The sequence below is a fragment of the Okeania sp. SIO2C2 genome (genome assembly GCF_010692625.1).
GTDB classification, from domain to species: Bacteria; Cyanobacteriota; Cyanobacteriia; order Cyanobacteriales; family Microcoleaceae; genus Okeania; species Okeania hirsuta.
This window is the reverse complement of sequence record NZ_JAAHGM010000005.1, coordinates 135669-146483: the sequence shown is the minus strand read 5'-3', so window position 1 is coordinate 146483 and position 10815 is coordinate 135669. Positions and strand designations below refer to the sequence as shown.

Annotated in this window: 12 protein-coding genes and 1 pseudogene; 7 read left to right on the top strand and 6 right to left on the bottom strand. The window is 38.5% G+C overall.

Annotation, left to right across the window (positions count from 1 at the left end; translation table 11 throughout):
- Positions 1–234 precede the first annotated feature (234 nt).
- The 3 genes from F6K18_RS05305 (at position 235) to F6K18_RS05295 (ending at position 2655) form a co-directional block, all read left to right on the top strand.
- Positions 235–957 carry a pyridoxine 5'-phosphate synthase gene (locus F6K18_RS05305; protein WP_287519321.1) on the top strand — a complete coding sequence of 241 codons (723 nt, stop codon included), beginning with the start codon at positions 235–237 and terminating at the stop codon, positions 955–957.
- A gap of 174 nt (positions 958–1131) precedes the next feature.
- Positions 1132–1473: an MgPME-cyclase complex family protein gene (locus F6K18_RS05300; protein ID WP_124143846.1), complete on the top strand. Its 342-nt coding sequence runs from the start codon at positions 1132–1134 to the stop codon at positions 1471–1473.
- Positions 1474–2031: 558 nt separating this feature from the next.
- Positions 2032–2655 (top strand): hypothetical protein, encoded by a 624-nt coding sequence (locus tag F6K18_RS05295; RefSeq protein ID WP_287519320.1) that lies wholly within the window; start codon positions 2032–2034, stop codon positions 2653–2655.
- On the opposite strand, the gene F6K18_RS05290 is transcribed toward F6K18_RS05295, so the two are convergent.
- From F6K18_RS05290 to folD, 4 genes are all read right to left on the bottom strand, one after another.
- On the bottom strand, positions 2645–3100 hold the full coding sequence (locus F6K18_RS05290; protein WP_124143844.1) for a divergent PAP2 family protein: 456 nt from the start codon (positions 3098–3100) through the stop codon (positions 2645–2647). The genes F6K18_RS05295 and F6K18_RS05290 overlap by 11 nt on opposite strands.
- Positions 3101–3109: 9 nt before the next feature.
- Complete coding sequence (gene crtE, locus F6K18_RS05285; protein ID WP_287519319.1) at positions 3110–4060, bottom strand: geranylgeranyl diphosphate synthase CrtE; 951 nt, start codon at positions 4058–4060, stop codon at positions 3110–3112.
- A gap of 737 nt (positions 4061–4797) precedes the next feature.
- Positions 4798–5010 carry a hypothetical protein gene (locus F6K18_RS05280; RefSeq protein WP_287519318.1) on the bottom strand — a complete coding sequence of 71 codons (213 nt, stop codon included), beginning with the start codon at positions 5008–5010 and terminating at the stop codon, positions 4798–4800.
- 251 nt (positions 5011–5261) lie between these two features.
- Positions 5262–6125, bottom strand: coding sequence for a bifunctional methylenetetrahydrofolate dehydrogenase/methenyltetrahydrofolate cyclohydrolase FolD (folD, locus tag F6K18_RS05275; RefSeq protein ID WP_287519316.1), 864 nt, complete (start codon positions 6123–6125; stop codon positions 5262–5264).
- A gap of 1458 nt (positions 6126–7583) precedes the next feature.
- On the opposite strand from folD, the gene F6K18_RS05270 reads away from it, so the two are divergent.
- Positions 7584–8051 (top strand): DNA-binding protein, encoded by a 468-nt coding sequence (locus F6K18_RS05270; protein ID WP_287519315.1) that lies wholly within the window; start codon positions 7584–7586, stop codon positions 8049–8051.
- Positions 8038–8478 carry an NUDIX hydrolase gene (locus tag F6K18_RS05265; RefSeq protein WP_124143841.1) on the top strand — a complete coding sequence of 147 codons (441 nt, stop codon included), beginning with the start codon at positions 8038–8040 and terminating at the stop codon, positions 8476–8478. The genes F6K18_RS05270 and F6K18_RS05265 overlap by 14 nt, the downstream gene beginning before the upstream one ends.
- Before the next feature lie 460 nt (positions 8479–8938).
- Here F6K18_RS05265 and F6K18_RS05260 read toward each other — a convergent pair whose 3' ends face one another.
- Positions 8939–9109 carry a hypothetical protein gene (locus tag F6K18_RS05260; protein ID WP_287519314.1) on the bottom strand — a complete coding sequence of 57 codons (171 nt, stop codon included), beginning with the start codon at positions 9107–9109 and terminating at the stop codon, positions 8939–8941.
- Between the two features lie 120 nt (positions 9110–9229).
- Here F6K18_RS05260 and F6K18_RS05255 point away from each other — a divergent pair, with 120 nt between their 5' ends.
- Together F6K18_RS05255 and F6K18_RS36450 are read left to right on the top strand one after the other, a co-directional pair.
- Positions 9230–9382 (top strand): hypothetical protein, encoded by a 153-nt coding sequence (locus tag F6K18_RS05255; RefSeq protein ID WP_205127270.1) that lies wholly within the window; start codon positions 9230–9232, stop codon positions 9380–9382.
- A 167-nt stretch (positions 9383–9549) separates the two neighbouring features.
- The gene (locus F6K18_RS36450) at positions 9550–9714 is read left to right on the top strand and encodes a DUF4351 domain-containing protein (RefSeq protein WP_353735015.1); all 165 of its coding nucleotides are present in this window, start codon (positions 9550–9552) and stop codon (positions 9712–9714) included.
- Positions 9715–10167: 453 nt separating this feature from the next.
- On the opposite strand, the pseudogene F6K18_RS05250 reads toward F6K18_RS36450, so the two are convergent.
- Positions 10168–10815: pseudogene (locus F6K18_RS05250) on the bottom strand (WD40 repeat domain-containing protein); the annotation flags it as partial.

Here is a 10815-nt window from a genome sequence, read left to right as displayed (position 1 = left end):
AAGGTGCAAACGCTACAAGTTAGGTAGCTATAGGTTTTTAGAGCGGTTGAATACCTTTCCGCTTTTTTAAGCATAACATAAAGTCCCCCTAAAAGGGGGAGGCTTTAAACCCAATTTTTCGGTAAAATTTTTAAGTGCCTGGACAGCAAGATTCCTGAGAAACAGTTGCTCAAGTGAACATTTCCAACTAAACTAATATGGCAAATTGACTTACATAATCAGGAGAATCAAAAATTGCCCACTCTAGGTGTCAACATTGACCACGTTGCCACAATTAGACAAGCGCGACAAACTGTAGAACCAGATCCAGTAGCAGCAGCAATTTTAGCTGAACTTTCTGGTGCTGATGGTATTACTGTTCATCTGCGGGAAGACCGTCGCCATATTCAGGAACGAGATGTCCATATTCTGCGACAAACGGTGCGGACTCATTTGAATCTGGAGATGGCACCTACTACAGAAATGGTGGCGATCGCTCTGGATATTAAGCCTGATTATATTACTCTTGTACCAGAACGTCGGGAAGAAGTAACGACTGAAGGTGGTTTAGATGTTGCTAGTAATATCCCTCGTATGAGAGAAGTAGTAGCTCAGTTGCAAGGAGCGAATATTCCTGTCAGTATGTTTATTGATGCAGAAAAAGCCCAGATTGAAGCTTCCGCAGAAATTCAGGCTAAGTTTATAGAACTCCACACAGGATGTTATGCAGAAGCTACTGATGAGGCCACTCGCCATCAAGAATTGACGATTTTGGCAGATGGCTGCAAAATAGCGATTGCTGCTGGACTCCGAGTTAATGCTGGACATGGCCTCACTTATGGGAATGTTTATCCAGTTGCTTGTCTAGAAGGTATGGAAGAACTCAACATTGGTCATACAATAATTTCTAGGGCGGTACTTGTGGGTATGGAGCGAGCTGTCCGCGAGATGAAACAAGCCATTAATGAAAACCATTAATGGATAATGGATAATTGATAATGGATAATTACCTCTCCTTAAAAGTCAGAAGATTGACCAATAAGGAAAAAGTTTATTTTTTCCCCCTTGAAAGGGGAGGCAGAGTAAGCTGAATTGTTTAATTATTTAATTATTAATTATTCGGTAATTACTAATTTTTGTTTATTGATTGAAATGCAAACCTATTATTATGTTTTAGCTAGTAAAAAATTTTTACTAGAGGAAGAACCCCTGGAAGAGGTTTTTAGAGAACGCACCAGAGATTATCACGAAAAGGAAAAAGAAATAGATTTTTGGTTGGTTCCTCAACCTGTTTTTTTAGAAGCTCCAGAAATGGCTAATATTAAGGCTAAATGTCCTCAACCTGCTGCAGCGATTATTTCTACTAACCCTAAATTTATTACTTGGTTAAAGTTACGTTTGGAATCTGTAATTACAGGTGAATTTCAAGCACCTTCAGATTCTATCCCAGAACCTTTAGCTTCTGTTGAGGATGCTTCTGTGAAAGATTCTTGAAGAGAGAGTTAGGAGTCGGGGAGTCGGGGAGTCGGGGAGTCGGGGAGTCGGGGAGGTTGAATATTGAAGTAATTATAGAATTATCAATATATACTATATAACTGGATTATATAAAAATTATCTTCATGTATCTTGTCTCTTGAGAATATATTGAGATTCCCCCCTCCTCTGTAGCAGTGGCTCATTCATTGTCGCCAGAGAATATTTACAACTCTATATTTTTGGTTAACTAATTCTAGCCAGATGTACGAAATTTCAAAATTTCAAAGGATAAAATTTTTCTCCCTTGACGATAATTGACCCTACTCCCCCACTCCCCTCTTCCCCTCCCAGGAGAGGTTAGGGGTAGGTATCTTACCGAATAATTAAGGTTCAAAGCCTCTCATTTAAAGGAGAAACAATGAATTAATTTCCCTTTTCCGTCAATCCTATCCGTTTTCAAGGAGAGGCAATTATTAATTATTAATTGTTTAACCCCTACTCCCTGCTTTGTTTTTGGCCATGAATCATACTCGACTGCAACTCAATAAATTATGCTTGGGGGGCCTGAAAACTTTGATGGCCTCAGTTTTTGTGTTTTGGTCATCCTTGACAATTGATACTAACTATGCTACTGGTGTAGAAACTTGTCAACCCCCTGCTAGTGACGAATACTTACTGGTAATAATTACAGAGACATCAGCAGCTCAAGATATAGTTAGGCGGAGTTTACCACCAGATATTATCATCGAAGTCTGTCGCTACATTGACCAGACTGTTAGTAGTATCCGAGGTTTTGATGACAAAGATGTGGCTAGTGATTGGGCGCGTTATATTCAGGACATTGTAGGGTTGTCTGCTTATGTGGTGAGACCTAGTGAAGAAACAACTCCATCAGATACTTCATTGCCAGCGCCTCCAGAAATAGGATTTAATCCTCAACCTCTGGGTACAGGTTATGCCGTTCTAGTAGATTATAATAATCAACCAGAAATTGCTCTACAGTTGGAAAGAAGTTTAGGGCGTAATGTAGGTTTAGTTGCCTATGGACAAAAACCTTTCTTGTTGGTGACATATACTAAGAATAGGAGAGCTGCTACAAATAGTTTGTTCAACTTAAGCGATCGCGGATTTTTAGCTTTTGTTGTGGATAGTAGTAGGGTAACATTAATTAGTCCTAGAATTAAATCAATCAATAACTAAAACTAGCAATCCAAGATACAGCTACTCCTAGAACAAAACCTGCTATTACCTGTACGGGAGTATGGCCTAATAACTCTTTGAGACGGTCTTGACTGAGATGGTGGTCTTCTTGGAAAAATTCATCGATAATTTGATTGAGAATTCGTGCTTGTAGTCCGGCCGCTTGACGAACTCCTGCTGCATCATACATTACGATGATAGCAAAAACTAAAGCCAGTGCAAACTCTGGACTCCCCCAACCTTTGGCTTGACCCACTCCTACTGCCAGTGCAGCTACAAATGCAGAATGAGAGCTGGGCATTCCTCCTGCTGTGACTAAAGCCTGTAAATTAATCTTACCATTTTGAACTAACTCCACCACTACCTTGACGACTTGGGCTATTCCACAAGCTAGGAGAGCAACCCATAGAACATGGTTATCCATGATTTCGCCAATATTTTGCATATTGTACTCCTAGTTACTGCGACTGACAATAAAATCTGCTAAGGCTATTAATGGCATGGCTTTTTCTCCAAAAACTTCTAACTCTGCCTTGGCATTCTCAATTAGTCTTTGAGCTTGACACCTAGATTCTTCTAATCCCCAAATAGCAGGATAGGTAGCTTTTTGAGCCTCAATATCCTTTCTGGCGGTTTTCCCTAGCTCTTCTGTCGTGGCAGTAATATCGAGAATATCATCAACTATTTGAAAGGCTAAACCAATATTTTGAGCATAACGCGAAAGTCTTTGTAGATTAGCTTGAGAAGCATTGGCAAGTATTGCTCCACAGACTACGCAAGCTTCTAAAAGAGCGCCTGTTTTGTGAGTGTGGATAAAATGTAGTGTTTCTTCAGATACCTCTGAAAGTCCCTCTGAAGCCAAATCTACTACTTGGCCTCCGACTAACCCTGCTGCTCCCACAGCTTTTCCGAGACGAGCTATTACTTGTAGCACTTGCTGGGGTAGGACGTTCTTAGTTTGAGTAGCTACAAACTCAAAAGCGTAACTTAACAGACCATCCCCTGCCAGAATAGCAATATCCTCACCATAAACTTTATGATTTGTTAATTTACCTCGGCGATAGTCGTCGTTATCCATTGCGGGTAAGTCATCGTGGATCAATGACATAGTATGGATCATTTCTAATGCACAGGCAGTGGGCATTGCCATCTCTATATTTCCGCCTGATAACTCACAACTAGCCAAACAAAGAATTGGACGTAACCGCTTACCACCTGCTAATAGGGAATAGCGCATCGCCTCATAAATTTTGTCTGGATATACTACGGTAATAGAATCGTCCAGAGCTTTTTCAACCAGAGCTTTTCGCTTTGCTAGATAGGTAGATAAGTCAAAAATTGTATCTATTTGAAATTGAGGGAGCATAAAATTAATATTATGGCCACTATTTGGCATTAGCACCATAGATTATACACTTTATTGGTGGAAATACTGAAAATTTATTTGAAGAAGGTTTTAGGTAGTAGTGGACTGACACAGCTAAGATGGGGAGATGGGGAGATGGGGAGATAAAGATACCTAGAAACAAAAATCTATTGCAAAGTTTTAGGTGTACCACTCCAGTAGGTGGGTGTTATACACTATATGTTGATAGTTCTATCCACACTGCTTCATAAAACTGATACAAAGCGTCACATAACGTGACAAATTGATGTTTACTTCCTGCTTCTTGTGAGGCCGTCGGCGGTTACTCATCCACAGGCATTAACGGTCAAGCCAACCGCATCTCCACACTCTATACTTACATTTAAGTCTTTGTCAATTAACATAACTAAAAAAGTCCTCAAACCCTTACTACGCCGTTCCTAGTAGGGAGCGAGATTTCAGGATAGGTCTACGTCTATATAGATAGACTGCCAGAAATGCGAATAGCAGGGATTAGTGCAGAAGATACAAAGCGTCACCCTCGTTACTACTTGCCTGTGAGAACTAGCGTATGATGTCAATAAATTGCGCAAATTGTTAACTAAGTCGAAACTCCCCTACTCTCCCAACTATATGACAAATTCTATAGTAACTGCCTGGTTGGTGTTTGATAATTAGGGCTTACCTATCAAATATCAAAGCATTGATATATAAAGGTTTTAGCTGTTTTAGCTTGAAAAAAGTGCGCCTGTTTTCGCTCAAGAAAGCTCAAAAAACTAGCATTTTGTGCAAGAGTTGGGCAGAAAAATTAAGGGACAAAACTTAGCTCCTACCTCTTCTACATTCCCCGTTCCTCCTGTCTCCTGTCTCCTGTCTCCTGTCTCCTGTCTCCTGTCTCCTGTCTCCTGTCTCCTGTCTCCTGTCTCCTGTCTCCTGTCTCCTGTCTCCTGTCTCCTGTCTCCTGTCTCCTGTCTCCTCCCCTCACCCATAAGACTTTTTCAGCAAACCCTAATTAGTGCGAGCATCTTGCTCGCGTTATGAATCATCATAATTACCCAATGTCCTAACTATAGTGGTGAATGCTATAAATAGCAGGATTCAATAGCGTTAAGAGCGATTATTCGCCAGTGAATGTATATTATTCTTATGTTTACTACTCCCCTGCTCCTCTACTCCCCTGCTCCTCTACTCCCCTGCTCCTCTACTCCCCACTCCTCTACTCCCCCACTCCCTTACTCCCCTACTCGAGTAAACTACTCCAGCGTTCTACTGTATTTTGTAATAATATTGCTACAGTCATCGGGCCAACTCCACCAGGCACGGGAGTAATAAATTCTGCTACCTCTGCTACAGAATCAAATTGAACATCTCCTACTAAACGACTATTGCCCTTGTCATCTGTGATTCGATTAATTCCTACATCTATTACTGTTGCTCCTGGTTTGACCATCTCCGCCGTAATCATTTCTGGCCTACCAACCGCTGCTATGAGAATATCTGCATTTCTGGTTATGGCCTCCAAATTCTGAGACCGAGAATGGGCAATAGTTACTGTACTATTAGCTTCTAATAACATTAATGCCATTGGTTTGCCGACTAAAATACTACGCCCCAGTATTACTGCTTGTTTTCCCTGTAATTCTATTTTGTATTCTTGCAACAAGCGCATCACCCCCGCAGGAGTACAACTGCGTAAACCTTTTTCACCTCGGAGCAGTTGACCTAAATTCATGGGATGGAGTCCATCTACGTCTTTACTGGGGTCTGTTTGGTAGAGTAAAGAAGTAGAGTCTAAGTGTTCTGGAAGGGGTAGTTGGACTAGAATGCCGTCTACTTCTGGGTTTTGGTTTAATTGTTGAATTACTTGTGTTAGTTCAGCTTGAGATGTTTGGGCCGGAAAATGTTTGCCGAAGGAGGATATTCCTACTTTACTGCAGGCTTTTTCTTTGTTGCGGACATATACTGCACTGGCAGGGTTGTCTCCTACCATTAATACTGCTAACCCTGGAGGACGACCAATTTTGTTTTGCAAGGTCTGAACTTTTTGTTGGAGTTCTGCTTTGATTTTTTTGGCCAGTGCTTTACCGTCTAATTTATTTACCATGGTTATTTCTTGTTTGATTTTTGCTTTTAAATTTCTGTATCGGAATAGATTTCTTTATTTTTATTTTTGATTTTTAAAGTATATTTTCTTGTCAACATAAGAATAATAGTATGGTTGTTAGTATCTAAAAGTAGATTTTGTGATGTTTTAAGTAAATAAAAATATTGTTGAATTTTGGGCACTAAAGGATTCAATATTAGAGTTAAATATTTTCTTGGTATTATGGAACTATGGAGTAATTTTATTTGAAGACTAATATTTTAGTGGAATCTAGGGTAATTTAAGTTAACTGTTAACAGTTATCAGTATCTCAGGTTTAAGCTGGAGGCTTGAAATACTGAATTTTATTTTTTTATCCTCTTGAAATAGCAGCTTTGATACCTTATTTATTTGGTCAGGATGGAAGAATTCAACAATTAATAATTAACAATTACCGAAAAATTGTGGGTATGTGCTTCCCTTTTTAAACTATCCCTGATCAGGAATTCCTGAAAACTTTGTGGGGAGCAGGGGAGCAGGAAGCAGGGGAAAAGGAAGAAAGAATCATAGTAGATAGGAAAAACTACTTAGGGTTTGCGCTCAAAAGTCTTTTTTAAGGAGTAGGGGAGCGGGGGAGTAGGGGAGTAGGGGAGTAGGGGAGTAGGGGAGTAGGGGAGTAGGGGAGTAGGGGAGTAGGGGAATGATTTTTTTTGCCCAGCTATGCACCAGAAATGCTAACTTTTTGAGCATGAAGAGCTGAAAACCAAGGTATTACAGACCTAAAAAGGCTAAAACCTTTATCTGTAAATACTTTAAGATTTAATCAGCAAGCCCTACTTAAGTTATCAAAAAAAATGTACTTCTTAATACACTTTTCCTCTGACAAAAACCTTTTTAATACTTGTAAATAACTTGTCTATTTTGTCAAGTTTTATGTTAAAAAAGATGTTTATAAAACATAGCTTTTTAAAGAGATAAAAAAAGAGACTATTTCTAATGTCAAGCCTCTTGATTGTAGAGGTACTGATAACTGATAACTGATAACTGAAATTACCTCTCCTTCAAAAAAGATTTTTTTTTCTTTGATGAGTAGAGGCTTTAAGGCTTAATTTTTAGGTGATAATTCAAAAAAAAATATAGCAGTCAAAGCAAAGATTAGGATAGCTCGAAAGCTGAAAACTCAGACAAAACCAGATTTTTTCTTCTTACTTATTCCTTCTTCCTTCTGCTATACCTCTAAATTTTAAGTATGATGAAAGTAATAGAAATAAATTTTATTTTTTTTAGTAATAATTATAAAACCATAGTTTAAATAAGGAAAAAAAATTGATGATAATGAGGGAAGCCATTAGCGAAGTCAGAAGTTATTTTTGTAAGGGGAATTTGAGCAAGGTTCCAAAAATATTTAGCCTTAAAAGGCGGGGTTTTAGACCAAATTATTTTGATAAAAATGTACTGAGAATAAATTTATTAAGGATATTGCATAATTTTCCATTTAGCTTTCTGTTTATTCGTTCTTTCTGCTTAAATCCATTTTTTAATAAATTCAAAACTATTCTAATTCTGCTGTTAGTAACGGGTTTAATTAGTTGTGGAAAAATTACGGAAACAGCGATTAAATTAAATCTGAATGTGAGTCGAATTAGCCAAATTCAAACAAAGGGTAAAATCGATCGCCAAGTATATTTGAAAGGAACTGTAGAAAGTAAAGCTCCATTCTTAGAAACTGGTGCTTATGAATTAACAGATGATACTGGCAGTATTTGGATATTTACTACAGCAGAATTACCAGAGGTGGGAACGGAAATAACAATTAAAGGGAAAATAAGTTATCAAAGTATTGTGGTTCCTGAATTAGGTAACCAGGATGTGGGAGATTTCTATGTAGAAGAAATAGAACGAGTAGAAGTTGAAAATCAAAATCAAGAAGAAAATGAACAACAATAATTTACCTCATGTAGCGATCGCTATTCTTTACCGAGAAGGAAAATTTCTGATGCAACTCCGGGATAATATTCCGACTATTTTTTATCCTGGTGTTTGGGCTTTTTTTGGAGGTCATATCGAACCTGGAGAAACAGCAGAAGTGGCTCTGAAACGAGAATTAGCAGAAGAAATAAGTTATATTCCTGAGACAGTTTCGGAATTTGGTGTTTACTCTGATGTTAAAGTTGTTCGTCATGTATTTCATGCTCCTTTAACTGTGGAATTAAAAGATTTGGTTTTGGGAGAAGGTTGGGATATGGGGTTATTAACTCCAGCAGAAATTAAGGCAGGTAAAGCTTATTCTGAGAATGCTGGAATGGAGCGATCGCTTGGTGAATTTCATCAAAAAATTCTCTTAGATTTTATGAATAAATATGGCATTAAATAATAGGATTCAGGAGTCAGAATGAATGGCTTTAATAGCAGTTTTTAGGTCTGAATTTATCTTGTTAGTCCAAGAAATATCTCCTATAAAGTATTTTAATTACCCTTATTATTTGTAACATTTTTTTTTCAAATTGGTATTAGACATCTCCTCCAAAAGAGGGAACAGGAAACAGGGAGAAGTAATTGATAATTTATGGATAAGAATTAATTTGATTTTTTATTATCGTACTCTTATTCATTAATTCTTTCCCCCTACTTCCTAGGACCTACGGACGTTGCATGCAATGTCCCTACGACTTTTGAAGAGTGGGAAGAGGGGGAAGAGTGGCAAGAGGGGGAAGAGTGGGAAGAGGGGGAAGAGTGGGAAGAGTGGGAAGAGTGGGAAGAGTGGGAAGAGGGGGAAGAGGGGGAAGAGTAGGGGAAATTGTGAAGCTTGGGGACCTAGATTCTACCTTTTTCCCCTATTCTATATTCTCGATCTCCTGAGGAGGTCCTTCCCCTCCACAGGAGGGGTTAGGGGTGGGTTGACTCGGTCCTCCTATGCCACTTTGCAAAGATACGCTCAGGGCTTCTATAGAATGCTCAAATATTGGACGTTGCTTTATGGGAAATATTGGTGTGATATTGAGCAAGTGGTTATCTTGTTAAAAGAGATTGATTCAGAATTGGCTTTTCAAAATAAATTTTAAAGGCAAAATACTCGGCATTCTTATCGAGTAATTCGACTTTGGGAGGAGGAGTCGGCACCTTTTTTGGCTGATAATGCTTTATTACCATTAGCAACTTTAACTCGTAGTGAAAGTCCGACAGCTTTATTGTCACAGGTAGCAGAAAGAATTGGTAGAATAGAAGAGTCAAATCAACAAAAAAATATTTCTGCTGCTGCGGAAATACTAGGGGTTTAAGGTTTGATAAAAATTTAATTCGTCAACTTTTGAGGGAGGAGATAATGAAAGAGTCTGTAATATATCAGGATATTCTTCACAAAGGAGAAAAAATTGGTGAACAACGTGGCGAACAACGTGGTTTGTAAACAGGTTTAAACCGAGGTAAACAACAGGGATAAGCTGAAATTATTATCACATTAATAACTCACAGATTCGGAGATATTTATGAGGAAATAGAAGCTAAAATTCGGAGTTTATCTATTTCTCAGTTGAATGAGTTAGCGATCGCCCAATTGAGTTTTACTTCTCTGGAGGATTTGATTAATTGGTTAAATGAATCTGAGAATTAATTAGTAGTTTTGTCAATCTGAATTTTGAGGAATTTGATGACTGAAGAGTTTAATATTCTGATTCAAATTCCTTTTTTACTTGAATAGAATGGTAACAAATGAAAGAATCTGTAATTTATCAGGATATTTTCCAGACAAGTTTTGAACGAGGTTTCCAAAGAGGTTTTGAGCGGGGTTTTTAAAGAGGTTTTGAATGGGGTTTAAAACAGGGAATAGCTAAAATAATTATCCGTTTTCTGACTCATAGTTTGGGAATTATTTCTGAAGAAATGGAAGCTAAAATTTGGAGTTTATCTATTTCTGAGTAGGATGAACTTGTAGATGCTCAGTTCAATTTTACTTCTATGGATGATTTGATTAATTGGTTAAGTAAATATCAGAATTAAAAAGCTGGTAGGGCGGGTTTTGAGGAATAAATGGCTAATTTCTCAAGAATTTTGGTTCAATCTGTCCCTACTTACTTTTGACTTCTGACTTCCCGTCGCCAACACCATCACACAAATGCTTATCGCTTTCACTAACATCAGGGTTATTTTCTAGGTAGTCGCGCATCCAGTTGCAACCCCACTCATGGAAGCTAAACTTCCAACCATTCCACAATTTTACTGTTTTATCATAACCAGCGGAAGCAATAGTCTCTCCATCAGGACTAAATGCTACACCATGGACCCAACTCTGATGATCCTCCAGAGTCCTCAATAATTGTCCTTTCTGGTTCCATAACTTTACTGTTTTGTCAGCACTTGCAGTAGCTATAGTCTCTCCATCAGGACTGAATGCTACATCATTGACCCAATCCTCATGACCGATGAGAGTATGCAGTAATTTCCCCTGACGATTCCACAATTTCACTGTTTTGTCACCACTGGCAGAAGCAATAGTCTCTCCATCGGGACTAAATGCTACACCATAGACCGAACTCTCATGGCCGGTGAGAGTCTGCAATAATTTCCCTTGACGGTTCCACAATTTCACTGTCTTGTCAGCACTTGCAGAAGCAATAGTCTCTCCATCAGGACTAAATGTTACACCATAGACCGAATTCTCATGACCAGTGAGAGTCTGCAATAATTTCCCTTGACGGTTCCACAATTTCACTGT

Bases quoted from the DNA above. Each gene is read 5' to 3' on its own strand.
- folD (WP_287519316.1), bottom strand. From the start codon at position 6,125: ATGGTAAATAAATTAGACGGTAAAGCACTGGCCAAAAAAATCAAAGCA.
- F6K18_RS05295 (WP_287519320.1), top strand. From the start codon at position 2,032: ATGGCCTCAGTTTTTGTGTTTTGGTCATCCTTGACAATTGATACTAAC.
- F6K18_RS05290 (WP_124143844.1), bottom strand. From the start codon at position 3,100: ATGCAAAATATTGGCGAAATCATGGATAACCATGTTCTATGGGTTGCT.
- F6K18_RS05265 (WP_124143841.1), top strand. From the start codon at position 8,038: ATGAACAACAATAATTTACCTCATGTAGCGATCGCTATTCTTTACCGA.
- crtE (WP_287519319.1), bottom strand. From the start codon at position 4,060: ATGGTGCTAATGCCAAATAGTGGCCATAATATTAATTTTATGCTCCCT.
- F6K18_RS05300 (WP_124143846.1), top strand. From the start codon at position 1,132: ATGCAAACCTATTATTATGTTTTAGCTAGTAAAAAATTTTTACTAGAG.
- F6K18_RS05280 (WP_287519318.1), bottom strand. From the start codon at position 5,010: ATGGGTGAGGGGAGGAGACAGGAGACAGGAGACAGGAGACAGGAGACA.